Source organism: Enterobacter sichuanensis (assembly GCF_002939185.1).
Lineage (GTDB): Bacteria > Pseudomonadota > Gammaproteobacteria > Enterobacterales > Enterobacteriaceae > Enterobacter > Enterobacter sichuanensis.
On the sequence record NZ_POVL01000034.1, the window covers coordinates 25,078 to 38,671 of the forward strand.

Sequence of the window (13,594 nt, forward strand, 5' to 3'; positions counted from 1 at the left end):
TTTTACTTTCCGTTATCGAATCGTATACATAAAAATAAAATATTGCATACAAGATTTATTATTTTGGCCTGGATCCTGCAACACCGTTTGCACTCCCACTCAACGGGTTTTCATTCACAGGAGCAGGTTTCATGCCAAACAGTCAAAATACACCACAGGGTACGGCCGCTGATTCCGGTGCGGTTTACAGCCCACGTCTTTGCAATGAGGATCTGGCACCGACGCGTGACCAGAACTGGAGCTGGTACAACATCTTTTCGTTCTGGATGTCGGACGTGCACAGCATGGGGGGGTATGTTGTCGCCGCGAGCTTCTTTACGCTCGGGCTGGCAAGCTGGCAGGTGTTGCTCTGCCTGCTGGTGGGAATTTGTATTGTGCAGCTGTGCGCCAATCTGGTGGCGAAACCGAGCCAGATGGCGGGCGTGCCCTACGCGGTGATCAGCCGTCAGGCCTTTGGCGTCTTCGGGGCCAATATTCCGGCGGTGATCCGCGGGCTTATCGCCTTTGCCTGGTACGGCATTCAGACCTATCTGGCCGCTAACGCGCTGATGCTGGTGGCGCTGAAGTTCTGGCCGTCGCTCTCTTCGCTCACCACCGGCGCGTTCCTGGGCCTGTCGCATCTGGGCTGGATCTGCTTTGCCATTATGTGGGTCCTGCAGGCGATGGTCTTCTGGCACGGCATGAGCGCCATCAAACGCTTTATTGATATCGCCGGTCCGGCGGTCTATGTAGTCATGCTGGTCCTTGCCGGCTGGATTGTATACAAGACCGGTTTTGACGGGATCTCCTTTACCCTCGCCAGCAAGTCCCTGAGCGCGGGCGAGCAGACCTGGCAGATGATCACCGCGACGGCGCTGGTGGTCTCCTACTTCTCCGGCCCGCTGCTCAACTTTGGTGATTTCTCCCGCTACGGGAAGAGCATGGGTGAGATCCGCCGTGGTAACCGCTGGGGCCTGCCGTTTAACTTCCTGCTGTTCTCCATCGTCACCGTGGTGATTGTTTCCGGTACCCAGTCGCTGTTTGGCCGCATGATCACCGATCCGATTGAGACCGTCAGCCGCGTGGGTAACGATCTGGCGGTGGCGATTGGCCTGCTGACGATGATCACCGCCACCATCGGGATCAATATCGTGGCGAACTTCGTCTCCCCGGCGTTTGATTTCTCTAACTGCTCGCCGCAAAAAATCAGCTTTCGCACCGGGGGCATGATTGCCGCCGTCGGCTCGATCCTGCTCACCCCGTGGAACCTGTTCAACTCGCCGGAACTTATCCACTACACCCTCGACGTGCTCGGGGCGTTTATCGGCCCACTGTTCGGCATTCTGATTGCCGACTTCTACCTGATTAAACGCGGCAAGGTGTCGGTCGACGATCTGTTCAACGACACGCCAGAGGGCAAATACTGGTACCGCAACGGCTTTAACCCGAAAGCCATTGGCGCGCTGATCCCCTCCGTTACCGTGGGTCTGGTGATCAGCTTTATTCCGGCCCTGCATGAGGTGGCGAACTTCAGCTGGTTTATCGGCGTCTTCCTCGGCGGTGTCACCTACCGCTGGCTGGCGCGGGAAGAGCGCGAGACGGCAAAGGCAACGTCGTTCAGCTCCCGCGTGGCAACGCAAAAAGAGTAACCCTTCCCTTCCGGCCGCAGTTTATCTGCGGCCTGTTCATTCTGGCACCCTTCTTGCTGAGCCTTATCACCCCGCTACGCACACACTAAGGCAGGAACCATGATGGATTACCAGACAGCGATCCGCGGTGCATTTTTTGACATTGCCCGGGTCTGCGACAGCGCAGACGCGATTGCCCAACACGCGCGCTATCTTGAGGACGGGGTGCTGTTTATACAGAACGGAAAAATTCTGGCGCACATGTCCTGGCAGGAGGGCGAGCCGTTTCTTGACCCGCACAAAGGTTACACCGACCTGCGCGGCAAGCTGCTGCTGCCCGGATTTATCGACACCCACATCCATTACCCGCAAACGGAGATGATCGGCGCGTTTGGCGAGCAACTGCTGGAGTGGCTGACGACCTATACCTTCCCGGTGGAGAGCCAGTTTGCCGATGAAGCCTACGCGAAAGATATCGCCGAATTTTTCATTAACCAGCTGGTCAGCAATGGCACCACCACCGCGCTGGTGTTTTGTACCCTGCATCCCGAATCGGTCGAGGCGCTGTTTACCGAAGCCCTACGCCTCAACATGCGCCTTATCGCCGGCAAGGTGATGATGGACAGGCACGCGCCGGACTACCTGAGTGAAGATCCCAAACAGAGCTACCGGCAAACGCGGGCGTTGATCCAGCGCTGGCACCACCGGGGGCGGCTGGGCTATGCCATTACGCCGCGCTTTGCCCCGACCTCATCCCCCGAGCTGCTTACCGCGGTCAGCCTGCTCAGAGAGGAGTTCCCGGATACCTGGCTGCAGACCCATCTGAGCGAAAACCCCAACGAAGTAGCCTGGGTGAGCGATCTCTGGCCGGAGCACGAGCGTTATCTGGACGTGTATCATCACTACGGCCTGACCGGCGAGCGCAGCGTGTTTGCCCACGGTATTCATCTGCACCACAGCGAGTGGCAGTGCCTGCATGACACCGGTTCGGCGGTGGCGTTTTGCCCTACCTCTAACCTGTTTCTCGGCAGCGGGCTGTTTCGCCTGCCCGCCTGCTGGCAGCACAGGGTACGAATGGGCATTGGCACCGACGTGGGGGCGGGCACCACCTTCAGCATGCTGCGCACGCTGGGGGAAGCCTATAAGGTCGGCCAGCTTCAGAGCTACCGCCTGCGCGCCAGCGAGGCGTTTTATCACGCTACGCTGGGCGGGGCGCACGCGCTGAGGCTGGACGATAAGATTGGCAACTTCACCCCCGGCAAAGAGGCGGATTTCGTGGTTATCGACCCTGACGTGACGCCGCTGCAGCGCCTGCGCAATCGCCGCTGCAGGGATATTTACGAGCAGCTCTTTGTGCTGATGACTCTGGGTGACGAGCGCAACATCAGCGAGACCTGGGTCAACGGCGAGCAGGTGTGGTCAACTGCCCCGGTAGGTTGACCACCCGCCGGGGGCAATCACAAACGGCAGATGGAAGTGCTCCTCTGCCGTTTCTCCCGTCACAAAATCAATTTGCGCGCAGGGCCAGATCGTGTCGCGGCCGGTGTCGCGAAACCATGCGCCGATCTCCGCCACCAGCCGGTAACGGCCTGCGGGCAGAGAGGGAACGAACGCGGCGATGCGCCCCTGCGCGTTGGTTACTCCCGTGGCGAGCGTCTTCCCCTCCTGTTGAAGATGGACGGTCACGCCCTCTGCAGGTTTGCCCGTTGAGATATCCAGAATATGTGTGCTTAACGTACTCATTCGCTAATGACTCCTTCCAGCCGTAGCAGCGTAATTTCCCGTAACTGTTCCAGCGCGGCACGGACCTCCTGTGCGTCACTGTTTTCCAGCCGCGCGTGCAGCGCCTGTAACATCTCCTCACCGCTGCGGCCTTTGGCGCGGATCAGAAAGACCCGTCCAAAACGGGCTTCGTAGCGGGCGTTGGCCTCGCGTAACGCCTGCACCAGCCCGGCATCACGGTCATTCACCGCGCCCTGCTCCTGGCGCGACAGCGCCGCCTCCGCCCCGCTGCCCGCGGGCTTTTCGCCAATGCGCGGGTGCGCGCTCAGGGCGAGGGTTAATGCCGCGTCATCCCAGGTTTGCGTCAGGGCCTGCGCCGTGATGAACAACGCCTCCCGGCTCGGGTAAGGCCGCCCGTGAACCAGCGCGTCGGCCCAGCCGGGGATCGCCACGCAGGGGTGAAGCAGCGCCACCGCGTCGTGGGCCGGAAGATGATTAAAGTCGTGCAGTGCGATCATAGCGTCTCCTGTGGTGTCCTCTTCCGGGCTGTTGCACAAACCACGCCACAGTTGCCCCGGCGTGAAACAGTCGATTCCGGATGCGTGAAGCGGAAATTTTTGATTCAAAAAAAGGCACGCTCACCGCGTTTACGCACCTTAGCAGTGCAAGTACCGCTCTCACAACGCCGTTTTCGCCACGCTGCAGCCTGGTACGCAAATTGCTGAATAACCTTACCCCAGCAAAAGGAGAGAAGCATGAGAGCAATCGTCATTGGCGCGGGTATTGGCGGCCTGAGCGCCGCCGTCGCACTGAAGAAAGCGGGAATCGACTGTACCGTATTTGAAGCCGTAAAAGAGATCAGGCCCGTCGGGGCGGCCATCTCCATCTGGCCTAACGGCGTGAAATGCATGCAGCACCTCGGGATGGGGGAGATCGTTGAGACGTACGGCGGGCCGATGCGTTTCATGGCCTATAAAGATTACCGGCGCGGCGAGACCCTGACCCGCTTCAGCCTTGCCCCGCTGGTTGAGCGTACCGGAGGGCGTCCCTGCCCCGTCTCGCGCACTGAACTCCAGCGCGAAATGCTGGAGTTCTGGGGACGCGATAACGTGCAGTTCGGCAAGCGCGTCGAACACGTCCATGAAGACGACGCTGGCGTGAGCGTGACCTTCACCGATGGCACCACGGCGCACGGGGATTTTCTGATTGCCGCCGACGGCGCCCACTCGGCGGTTCGCCCGTACGTGCTGGGCTATACCCCGGCGCGCCGCTATGCCGGTTATGTGAACTGGAACGGGCTTGTGAAGATTGACGAAGAGATTGCACCGGCTCATCAGTGGACCACCTTCGTTGGCGAAGGCAAACGCGTGTCGCTGATGCCCCTCTCCGGCGGACGGTTTTATTTCTTTTTTGACGTGCCGCTCCCGTTGGGCCTGGCGGAGGATCGCACCACCCTGCGCGCCGATCTCACGGGCTACTTCCGCGGTTGGGCGCCGCCGGTACAAAAGCTTATCGCCGCGCTCGACCCGCAGACCACCAACCGCATTGAGATCCACGACATTGAGCCGTTCGATACGCTGGTGCGCGGCAACGTTGCGCTGCTGGGCGATGCCGCGCACAGCACCACGCCGGATATCGGCCAGGGCGGATGTGCGGCCATGGAAGATGCGGTGGTGCTGGGTCAATGCCTGCGTGAAAACCACAACGTGACGCTGGCGCTGCGACAGTACGAAGCGCTGCGCTGCGACCGGGTGCGCGACCTGGTGCTGAAGGCGCGTAAACGCTGCGACGTGACCCACGGCAAAGACATGGCGCTGACGGAGGCCTGGTATCAGGAACTCAAAGAGGAGACCGGAGAGCGCATCATCAACGGTCTGTGCGACACCATTCAGGGCGGCCCGTTAGGCTGAACGCAAGAGGGATGAACATGAAAAGAGAACCGACCCCACCCGCCCACTGCACGTTTGAGCCAGAGGACTGGCTGCGTCTGGCGAAATGCTGGCATCCGGTCGCCCGGGCCTGCGACATCGGCCCGGCGCCGGTTAAAGCGACCCTGCTGGACGAACAGCTGGTGATTTACCGGATCAACGACCAGGTCGTGGTCGCCCGGGACGTGTGCCCGCACCGCGGCGTGCCGTTGACGCTCGGCTTTCACGATGAGCACGGGATTATCTGTCCCTATCATGGCCTGCGTTTTGGGGAGGACGGGCGCTGCAACCGCATTCCGTCCAGCCCCGACCAGCCCGTTCCGGCAAAGTTGAACCTGATTAATTACGCCGTGGAGGAGCGCTTTGGCCTGATCTGGACCTGCCTGGCGTTTGATCCGGATAATCCCGCGCCGCTGCCCACCCTGCCGCACTGGGATGACGATGGATTTCAGCAGATTAACTGCCCGGCGTTCGAGGTGAATGGCTTCGCCGGGCGTCAGGTGGAAGGGTTTCTGGACGTGGCGCACTTTGCCTGGATCCATACCGATACCTTTGCGGATCCCAATAACCCGCTGGTCCCTGACTATCAACCCCAGGAGACGCCGTTTGGCTTTGTTGCCGATTACTGGAGTACGGTGAGTAACTATCCTCCCGCTTCGGATGTGCAGGCCCCGGAGGGCTTCCGCTGGTTGCGCCATTTTGAAATGCACCTGCCGTTTACCGCCACCCTGACGATCCATTTTCCGGGAGAATCCCGGCTGGTAATCATGAATGCCGCGTCGCCCGTTTCCTCACGCGTGACCCGCATGTTCGCCCCTATCGCGCGTAATTTTGATCTGCATATTCCGGTGGAAGAGGTGCATGCCTTTAACCTGCGCATCTTTGAAGAAGATCGCCTGATGGTGGAAACCCAGCGTCCGGAAAGCCTGCCGCTGGATCTCACCCTGGAAGCGCATATCCCCGCGGATAAAAGCTCGATTGCCTACCGCCGGGGACTGAAGAAGATGGGCTTTGGCGCATTTTTCCTGGTATGACGGAGGCCCGTATGTTGAACGTGATTGTTGACGGACTGTGGCGCGAGGGGGACAAGAGCCTCGCCGTCAGGATGGTGGCCGAAAACGGCGAAGCGCTGCCGGCATGGCAGCCCGGGGCGCACATCGACGTACATCTGCCCTGCGGGGTTATTCGCCAGTACTCCCTGACCGGGGCGTGCGGCGATGAGGGGTATCTAATCTGCGTGGGGCGGGAAGCCGCCTCGAGGGGTGGGTCGCGCTACGTTCACGAAACGCTACGTCCGGGGCAGAAGCTGCTGATTTCGGCCCCGCGCAATCTGTTTCCGCTGGTGCAGGCAGAACGGGTTTTATTGCTGGCGGCGGGGATCGGCATTACGCCGCTGTACGCGATGGCCCTGCAACTGAAGGCCGCCGGCACGCCGTTTACGCTGCACTACTACGTCCGGGACCGGCAAAGCGCGGCATTTGCCCGCGCGCTTTCAGCGTGCGATGCGTGCGTCATCCATACCGAGAGCCCGCGCACCACGCTGGACGGGCATCTCCCGATGCCTGAGCCGGGGCTTCACGCCTGGATCTGCGGACCCGCAGGGTTTATGGAAAAAGTACGTGAGGTCGCCACTGCGAAGGGCTGGGACGACGCCCATCTTCACAGCGAGGCGTTTCAGCCTGCTACGCCCGCCAGTGGCGGTGCTGCGGGTGAGATCTTTACGGTCAAGCTGGCCTCCACCGGCGAGCGCTGGCCGGTCCCTGCGGATAAGAGCATCGCCCAGGTACTGCAGGAACATGGCGTGGACGTACCGCTTTCCTGCGAGATGGGGATCTGCGGCGCCTGCCTGACGCCGGTGATTGACGGCGTGGTGGATCACCGGGATAGCGTGCAGTCAGAGGCAGAAAAAAGCGCGACGGAGCAGCAGGTGGCGCTGTGCTGCTCGCGAAGCCATTCCGGGGAGCTGGTGATCGGGCTGTAACCCCCCTGAAAACGCTTTCTTGCCGGGTGGCGCTGCGCTTACCCGGCCTACAATCCGTAACAAATCAAACGTATCGCATTCCGTCACGCCGGAACCGGCAACTCAATGCCGCTTTGCGCCAGTAGCCCCATCTCGCAATACATCGCGCATGCCGCACTGACGATAGACATTGCCAGCGCGGCACCGCTCCCTTCGCCAAGACGCATGTCAAGATGGATAAAGGGCGCCAGCCCAAGGTGCTCCAGCGCACGTCTGGCCCCTTTTTCGGCGGAAAAATGAGAGGGAATACAGTAGTTCTTAACTTCTGGCGCAATCTGACAGGCGGCGATGGCTGCGGCATACGAGAGAAAACCGTCCAACACAACGGGCAGTCCGCATGCGCCAGCGCCTAATATCACCCCGGTCATACCCACCAGGTCATAGCCGCCAACTTTGGCCAGAACGTCAACCGCATCGCGCGCATCCGGCTGGTTAATGCGTATTGCCTGCCGAACAATGGCTTCCTTATGCTGTACCCTGTCCTGCGGCAAATTTGCCCCAATCCCCACCACCTCATGCGGATCGCTGTCGGTCAGTACGCTGATGATTGCCGAGGCCGGCGTCGTGTTCGCAATACCCAACTCGCCAACGCCAAAGATGGAAATCCCCTCCTGAGCACGTTTTTTAACGAGGCTGGCGCTCGCCAGCAGCAGGTGTTCGGCATCCTGACGGCTCATCGCAGGCCCCTGGGCGATATTCCCGCAGCCACGAGAGAGTTTAAGGCTGAGCATATTGTCAACAGGCTCACCGTCAATGCCGATGTCAACGGGGAGTACCGACGTCTGGCTAGTGCGGGCCAGCACGCATACCCCGGTCAACCCCTTTTGCATATTGACGGCCTGAAGCCTGGTCACCACTTTCGGCGTCACAGCCACGCCTTCATCAAACACGCCATGGTCGGCGCACATCACGATAATCTCTTTTTGCAGATTATCGAGCCTGTCGATTCCCCCCATTCCCGCAAGCTGTATTGCCAGACTCTCCAGCCGACCGAGGCTGTTTGTCGGCTTGATTAAGCCATCAACATGCCGCGAGGCCGCCTCGATCTTCTGTTTATCAAGCGGTCTGATGGCCGCCGCCAGCGCCTTCACTGTCCCCATCCTCATCACCCTCACTCTTCAGTTTGCCAAACGCTTCTGCCATTAAATACGCGTAATACCCAATACCCGGCCCGATTTTCAACGACCGTGTAGGCATCATGACTGAACGGGAAATGCCACATCGCTGCCGGAGGCATCCCTAACCAGGTTGCCAGCAGCAGGCTCAGCACGCCCTGATGCGCCACAATGAGCATCTCTTCGTGCTGCTGCAGTTGACTCATCTCATCCGCCGCCGCCCTGACACGTGCGGCGAAATGCGGGAAAGCTTCGCCGCCGTCGGGCGTGGCGTTTTGCCAGTCATCCATCCAGCGCTGCCACGACGCGGGATTTTCTTTTTCAATGTCGCTGTAGTGCCGCATCTCCCATTCGCCAAAATCCAGCTCGTTAAGACGCGCATCCACATGAACATCATGGGCAGTTGGCACGATAAGCTGCGCCGTTTGCTGAGCACGCTGCAGCGCGCTGACGCGCGTTTGCCCGAACGCGATCCCGGCCAAAAACCCGGCAACACGCTGGCTTTGCACAATGCCCTGCGGCGAGAGCGACAAATCGGTACTCCCGTAAAATACACCGCTGAGGTTAGCGGTGGTTTGACCATGCCGGACCAGAAAAATACGCATACGTCAGACCCACAGAAGCGCCAGAAGGAAGACCATTTCGCCAATCTCCTCCATCGCGCCCAGGGTATCCCCCGTTAGCCCGTTCAGTCGGCGGCTTAAAAAAGTCTTTACCGCGTTGACGGCAATCCCGGCGATGATGCTGGCGACAAGCCCCTGCATCCCCGCCATCAGCCCCACGAGCGCTACGCCGATGCAGAGGGTGATGATGGTCTCTTTGCCGCTGATATGGCCGAGATAGGCGTTTGCCATGCCAGCACCCTCACGCGCATAGTGCTGCCGGTACATGGCCAACACCATTCCCGTGCGCCCGACGATCGGCGCACACACCAGCAGTGCAAAGAGAGTATTAACAGGAAGATGAGCCAGGGAGATCGCCGTAGCGACTTTGATAAGGATGCAGAATACGATGGCCAGACCGCCGTAAGTCCCCAACCGGCTATCGCGCATAATCTCCAGCATCCGTTCACGGGTGCGGGCAGAAAAAACGCCATCGCAGGTGTCCGCCAGACCGTCCAGATGAAACCCGCCGGTCAGCAGCACCAGCGCCAGCACCCAGGCAACCGCACCGATGATGATGCCCCCGCCGGTCTGGCTCACCGCCAGATAGCTTACGGCGGCCAGGCCACCAACGATCAAGCCCACCACGGGGAACCAGGGAACGCCACGGCCATACTGCGAGAATTCAACGCCGTCGCTCCATTTTTGCGGCACCGGTATGCGGGTAATAAATCCCAGCGTCGCCCACAACATTTTTAACGACATTTAATCTTTACTCCAATTCCCGAGACAACCAGCCACACGTCCTGCGCCGCCCGCGCCAGCTTTTGGTTCGCGCGCCCGGCAATATCAACAAAATGACGCGCCAGCCGATTCTCTGGCGTAATGCTCATGCCCAGCTCATTGGTCACAATATAAACCGGCGCCGCCGACTGCTGGCAGGCCGCAATCAGGTCGTCCACCTGCTCTTGCAACACCGCCTCAAGCGCGAAAAAATCGAGGGTTTCTGGCGACGCGCCGCCGCTGGCGTCATAGAGCAGGTTCGACAACAGGGTGGTGACGCATTCCAGAACAACGCCTTCGCCCGGCTGCACCTGGTGGCGGATCACATCGCCCAGATCGCGATACCCTTCCCAGGTTCGCCAGTGCGCAGGACGCTGGGCGCGGTGCTTGTCAACGCGCAGCGCCATCTCTTCATCGGTAATCACTGACGTCGCGATATACAGCACGCGTTCGCACTGCTGCGCCGCCAGTTGTTCGACGTGCGCACTTTTCCCGCTGCGCGCGCCTCCGGTGACTAATATCATGCGCCCACCTCCTGATGCTCCCGCATAATTTGATAGATCTTTTTAATATCAATATGTTCTCGCATCGCGCTCGCCAGGATATCAAACTGTTGCGCTTTATAAGCCGCGTAATCTACCGCAACGTCTAATGGCGCCAGTCCTTTGCGCTGGCGTAAGCCATCCACCATGGCGCGCGTGAACGCATCGTTATCGAATAACCCATGGAGATACGTTCCTATCACCTTCCCGTCAGCGCTGATGGCACCATCGGCTATGTGCGTGCCCCCTTTTTCCAGAAACAGCGCCGGGTCACCGTCGGAGATCAGCCGGGTCTCTCCCATATGAATCTCATAACCCTGCACCTTCATGCCTGATAACGGGGCAAGCCACGTCGGCAGTGCCGACGCCATCCGCGCAGAAACCTGCGTCGTGGTTTTTCGCTGCGCAAAGCGAGTCACGGTATGAAGTAGACCCAGCCCTGGCTGGGTTCCCATTCCCGATTCCACCTCATCAATGATGGTGTCGCCAAGCATCTGGTAGCCGCCGCAAATGCCCATGACGGGCACGTTCTGTTGGTGGGACTGCAGCACCGCGTGCGCCATGCCGCTTTCCCGCAGCCAGGCCAGATCGCCCAGCGTATTTTTACTGCCGGGGAGAATCACGAGGTCAGCCCCCGCCACCTCCTGGGGAGAGCGAACATAGCGCACGCGCACATCGGGCTGCGCCGAGAGGGCGTTAAAGTCGGTGAAGTTGGAGATATGCGGGACCTGCACCACGGCAATGTCGATATCACGCGGCGCGGTTCGCAGGTATTTTCCCTTTTGCAGCGCCACGCCGTCCTCATCTTCCAGATCCACATCCAGCCACGGCATAACCCCCAACACCGGCACGCCGGTCAGGTTTTCTATCTGTTCAATGCCCGAACAGAGCAGCGCAACATCGCCACGAAATTTATTGATGATGACCCCTTTCACGCGTGCCCGCTCGTGGTCGTGCAGCAGCGCCAGCGTACCGTAGATGGCGGCAAACACGCCGCCTCTGTCAATGTCCGCCACGAGGATCACCGGGCACTGCGCCATTTCGGCCATCCCCATATTGACGATATCGCGATCGCGCAGGTTAATTTCCGCCGGGCTACCCGCGCCTTCCAGCACCAGCACGTCATACTCTCTGGCCAGGCTGTTATAGACATTACGGATCTGCTCCCGCAGACGCGGTTTGTACGCGTGGTAGCTGACCGCGTCCATATCGGTCGCCACTTGCCCCATCAGCACCACCTGCGCTTTACGGTCACTGGTCGGTTTTAACAACACCGGATTCATCCGTACGTCTGGCGTTATCCCCGCCGCCTGGGCCTGAAAAATCTGCGCGCGGCCCATCTCTTTTCCCTCAGGGGTGATACCGGAATTGAGCGCCATATTCTGCGATTTAAACGGCGCGGTACGCAGGCCATCCTGATAAAAAATCCGGCACAGCCCTGCCACCAGGACGCTTTTACCGACGTCAGAAGCGGTTCCCTGCAACATAATTGCCTGCGTCATGAGGCCTCCTTCATTACGTTTTTTTGTCGCATACGGCTGAAAAATTCATCTTCGGTTTTGCATAACGGCAGGCCAAGTTGCGCATGCAGTTTGACGAGCCAGGGCTGCGTTAATCCGGCCCGTTCAATCAGTTCGCTGCGGGCAAACACCTCGCCCGGCGCACCGTGCGCCAGCACTTCTCCCTGACGCAGCACGTAGACGGCATCGCTGACCTCGTAAATCAGGTCAATATCATGACTGGAGATCACCACGTGGTTCCCCTGCGCCACAATACGTCTGATAATCTCGATCATCTGCGTGCGTCCTGAAGGATCAAGCCCGGCCGTGGGCTCGTCCAGCAGAAGATAGCGCGCCCCCAGTACCAGCGCCCCAGCGATGGCGACTCGCTTCTTTTGCCCATGGCTCAGGCACTGGATCGGCTGCTGACGAAAACGCTGCGCGTCGACCAGCGTCAGCGCATCGTCGACGCGCCGCGCGATCTCCGGCTCCGCCACCCCCAGGTTGCGCAGGCTGAAGGCGATGTCGCTATCAATATCGGTATAAAAGATCTGCTGATCGGGGTCCTGAAACACCGTTGCGACCTGTTGACGGAGCGCCAGCAGTCCGCGTTTGCTGTAGTCCAGCGACTTCCCCTGCCACAGCACCGCCCCCTGCTGCGGCCTCAGCAGGCCGCTCAGGTTCATAAATAACGTCGACTTTCCGCAACCGTTAGCCCCGACCAGCCCGGTGACGGCATGGGTCGAAAAATCCAGCGTCAGCCCTTTAAGTACCTGCGCCTCCTGATAGCGAAACCAGAGATTGGCGGTGGTCAGCATGGTGCGATTCCTTACAGGGGAAAATCACCCTGGTAGAGTTTAATATCCAGCGTGGTCGCCATCTGCTGATAGCGAATCAACACCCGGGTAAACAGCAAACCGACCAGCATCGCCAGAGAGCGATAACATTTTGGCAGGCTGCGATAGCCAAAACGCAGGGTCTGCGCGCGATGAATCGCCAGCGCTTCGTCCAGCAAAATAAAAATAAAGCGCCAGGTCAGCAGAATCTGTTCGGTAAGCAGACGCGGCACGCGCGCCCGCTTAAGCAGTACAATCAGCTGCGGAAACGGCAAGTTCAGTACCAGCCAGAACGTCGCCGCCAGCGCGGCAAGGCTGCGCCAGAAGGTTTCACTGGCGGCGGTCATCCCGGAAACGGTGATCCCCAGCCAGTAGTGCCCCACGGGGACGCTGACCACCAGCGTGTGCGGGTCTCGGGTGACGCTAAAGAGGATCGTCAGTACCCCGACCAGCAGAAAGCCAAACGGCAACGCCATCCAGCGGCACCAGCGCCAGAAGCTCATACGCAGCAGCCAGCAGGTCAGTCCCGCCGTCAACGCCACTACGATCCCCTGTCCCAGCGGCGGCAGCACAAACGCCAGCATCATCAGCACCAGCCAGAGCAGAAACTTGCGTTCCGGCGCAACGTGAGCCCAGCGGCTCTGGTAGCTAAGCCTGTCAAGCCCGGTCATCACGGCGCTGTCTGCCTTTCGTGTAGCCCAAAATATAGAAAATCACCGCTGCGCCAATGGAGCCCTGGAGCGTAAACAGCAGGCTTTCAATTTCGCCGCTGGCGGGTTCATAGAGCGGCGTGAACCATGGCGTGTACTGCGGCGCCACCACCTGGATTTGATTTTCGGCTTCACCATCCGAGCCGCCAAATTCCCCCCCGTGATCGATAAAAAATGGCAGTACGATCAGGACAAGCACCATCGCCAACAGCATCAGCGTTTTTTTCATC

General features: G+C 59.8%; 15 protein-coding genes. 5 read left to right on the top strand and 10 right to left on the bottom strand.

The features are described from left to right. Window positions 1–131 precede the first annotated feature (131 nt). Both C5687_RS15485 and guaD read left to right on the top strand, forming a co-directional pair. The gene (locus tag C5687_RS15485; RefSeq protein WP_104557282.1) at window positions 132–1,628 is read left to right on the top strand and encodes an NCS1 family nucleobase:cation symporter-1; all 1,497 of its coding nucleotides are present in this window, start codon (window positions 132–134) and stop codon (window positions 1,626–1,628) included. A gap of 99 nt (window positions 1,629–1,727) precedes the next feature. Then, a complete protein-coding gene (guaD, locus tag C5687_RS15490) occupies window positions 1,728–3,047 on the top strand; it encodes a guanine deaminase (RefSeq protein ID WP_104557283.1) in 1,320 nt (439 codons plus the stop codon). Here guaD and uraH read toward each other — a convergent pair. Together uraH and uraD are read right to left on the bottom strand one after the other, a co-directional pair. Then, on the bottom strand, window positions 3,027–3,350 hold the full coding sequence (uraH, locus tag C5687_RS15495) for a hydroxyisourate hydrolase (RefSeq protein ID WP_045284659.1): 324 nt from the start codon (window positions 3,348–3,350) through the stop codon (window positions 3,027–3,029). The two genes, guaD and uraH, sit on opposite strands and share 21 nt — an antisense overlap. After that, on the bottom strand, window positions 3,347–3,847 hold the full coding sequence (uraD, locus tag C5687_RS15500; RefSeq protein WP_104557284.1) for a 2-oxo-4-hydroxy-4-carboxy-5-ureidoimidazoline decarboxylase: 501 nt from the start codon (window positions 3,845–3,847) through the stop codon (window positions 3,347–3,349). Before uraD ends, uraH begins: the two co-directional genes overlap by 4 nt. A 237-nt stretch (window positions 3,848–4,084) precedes the next feature. Here uraD and hpxO point away from each other — a divergent pair, with 237 nt between their 5' ends. The 3 genes from hpxO to C5687_RS15515 are packed head-to-tail and all read left to right on the top strand — an operon-like array spanning window position 4,085 to window position 7,238. Beyond that, window positions 4,085–5,239, top strand: coding sequence for an FAD-dependent urate hydroxylase HpxO (gene hpxO / locus C5687_RS15505; protein ID WP_104557285.1), 1,155 nt, complete (start codon window positions 4,085–4,087; stop codon window positions 5,237–5,239). 17 nt (window positions 5,240–5,256) lie between these two features. After that, complete coding sequence (hpxD, locus tag C5687_RS15510; RefSeq protein ID WP_047958215.1) at window positions 5,257–6,291, top strand: molybdenum cofactor-independent xanthine hydroxylase subunit HpxD; 1,035 nt, start codon at window positions 5,257–5,259, stop codon at window positions 6,289–6,291. Between the two features lie 11 nt (window positions 6,292–6,302). Then, window positions 6,303–7,238: a PDR/VanB family oxidoreductase gene (locus C5687_RS15515; protein ID WP_104557286.1), complete on the top strand. Its 936-nt coding sequence runs from the start codon at window positions 6,303–6,305 to the stop codon at window positions 7,236–7,238. A gap of 83 nt (window positions 7,239–7,321) precedes the next feature. Here the strand turns inward: C5687_RS15515 and cobT are convergent, their stop codons facing one another. The 8 genes from cobT to C5687_RS15555 are packed head-to-tail and all read right to left on the bottom strand — an operon-like array spanning window position 7,322 to window position 13,593. Further along, the gene (cobT, locus tag C5687_RS15520; RefSeq protein ID WP_104557287.1) at window positions 7,322–8,377 is read right to left on the bottom strand and encodes a nicotinate-nucleotide--dimethylbenzimidazole phosphoribosyltransferase; all 1,056 of its coding nucleotides are present in this window, start codon (window positions 8,375–8,377) and stop codon (window positions 7,322–7,324) included. An 11-nt stretch (window positions 8,378–8,388) separates the two neighbouring features. Beyond that, the gene (locus tag C5687_RS15525; RefSeq protein ID WP_047958212.1) at window positions 8,389–8,997 is read right to left on the bottom strand and encodes an adenosylcobalamin/alpha-ribazole phosphatase; all 609 of its coding nucleotides are present in this window, start codon (window positions 8,995–8,997) and stop codon (window positions 8,389–8,391) included. Between the two features lie 3 nt (window positions 8,998–9,000). Continuing rightward, window positions 9,001–9,759 carry an adenosylcobinamide-GDP ribazoletransferase gene (cobS, locus tag C5687_RS15530; protein WP_104557288.1) on the bottom strand — a complete coding sequence of 253 codons (759 nt, stop codon included), beginning with the start codon at window positions 9,757–9,759 and terminating at the stop codon, window positions 9,001–9,003. Further along, window positions 9,750–10,301: a bifunctional adenosylcobinamide kinase/adenosylcobinamide-phosphate guanylyltransferase gene (cobU, locus tag C5687_RS15535; protein ID WP_104557289.1), complete on the bottom strand. Its 552-nt coding sequence runs from the start codon at window positions 10,299–10,301 to the stop codon at window positions 9,750–9,752. The genes cobS and cobU overlap by 10 nt, the downstream gene beginning before the upstream one ends. Then, window positions 10,298–11,821, bottom strand: a complete 1,524-nt coding sequence (locus tag C5687_RS15540; protein WP_104557290.1) for a cobyric acid synthase — start codon at window positions 11,819–11,821, stop codon at window positions 10,298–10,300. The genes cobU and C5687_RS15540 overlap by 4 nt, the downstream gene beginning before the upstream one ends. Then, complete coding sequence (locus tag C5687_RS15545) at window positions 11,818–12,636, bottom strand: energy-coupling factor ABC transporter ATP-binding protein (RefSeq protein WP_104557291.1); 819 nt, start codon at window positions 12,634–12,636, stop codon at window positions 11,818–11,820. The genes C5687_RS15540 and C5687_RS15545 overlap by 4 nt, the downstream gene beginning before the upstream one ends. An 11-nt stretch (window positions 12,637–12,647) precedes the next feature. Then, window positions 12,648–13,325, bottom strand: coding sequence for an energy-coupling factor ABC transporter transmembrane protein (locus tag C5687_RS15550; RefSeq protein ID WP_104557292.1), 678 nt, complete (start codon window positions 13,323–13,325; stop codon window positions 12,648–12,650). Next, a complete protein-coding gene (locus C5687_RS15555; RefSeq protein WP_104557293.1) occupies window positions 13,312–13,593 on the bottom strand; it encodes an energy-coupling factor ABC transporter substrate-binding protein in 282 nt (93 codons plus the stop codon). The genes C5687_RS15550 and C5687_RS15555 overlap by 14 nt, the downstream gene beginning before the upstream one ends. Between the last annotated feature and the right edge of the window lies 1 nt (window position 13,594).

Coding starts and splice junctions, on each gene's coding strand:
- C5687_RS15555 (WP_104557293.1), bottom strand. CDS start 13,593: ATGAAAAAAACGCTGATGCTGTTGGCGATGGTGCTTGTCCTGATCGTA.
- C5687_RS15525 (WP_047958212.1), bottom strand. CDS start 8,997: ATGCGTATTTTTCTGGTCCGGCATGGTCAAACCACCGCTAACCTCAGC.
- uraH (WP_045284659.1), bottom strand. CDS start 3,350: ATGAGTACGTTAAGCACACATATTCTGGATATCTCAACGGGCAAACCT.
- C5687_RS15485 (WP_104557282.1), top strand. CDS start 132: ATGCCAAACAGTCAAAATACACCACAGGGTACGGCCGCTGATTCCGGT.
- cobU (WP_104557289.1), bottom strand. CDS start 10,301: ATGATATTAGTCACCGGAGGCGCGCGCAGCGGGAAAAGTGCGCACGTC.
- hpxO (WP_104557285.1), top strand. CDS start 4,085: ATGAGAGCAATCGTCATTGGCGCGGGTATTGGCGGCCTGAGCGCCGCC.
- C5687_RS15545 (WP_104557291.1), bottom strand. CDS start 12,636: ATGCTGACCACCGCCAATCTCTGGTTTCGCTATCAGGAGGCGCAGGTA.
- C5687_RS15540 (WP_104557290.1), bottom strand. CDS start 11,821: ATGACGCAGGCAATTATGTTGCAGGGAACCGCTTCTGACGTCGGTAAA.
- hpxD (WP_047958215.1), top strand. CDS start 5,257: ATGAAAAGAGAACCGACCCCACCCGCCCACTGCACGTTTGAGCCAGAG.
- uraD (WP_104557284.1), bottom strand. CDS start 3,847: ATGATCGCACTGCACGACTTTAATCATCTTCCGGCCCACGACGCGGTG.
- C5687_RS15515 (WP_104557286.1), top strand. CDS start 6,303: ATGTTGAACGTGATTGTTGACGGACTGTGGCGCGAGGGGGACAAGAGC.
- cobS (WP_104557288.1), bottom strand. CDS start 9,759: ATGTCGTTAAAAATGTTGTGGGCGACGCTGGGATTTATTACCCGCATA.
- C5687_RS15550 (WP_104557292.1), bottom strand. CDS start 13,325: ATGACCGGGCTTGACAGGCTTAGCTACCAGAGCCGCTGGGCTCACGTT.
- guaD (WP_104557283.1), top strand. CDS start 1,728: ATGATGGATTACCAGACAGCGATCCGCGGTGCATTTTTTGACATTGCC.
- cobT (WP_104557287.1), bottom strand. CDS start 8,377: ATGGGGACAGTGAAGGCGCTGGCGGCGGCCATCAGACCGCTTGATAAA.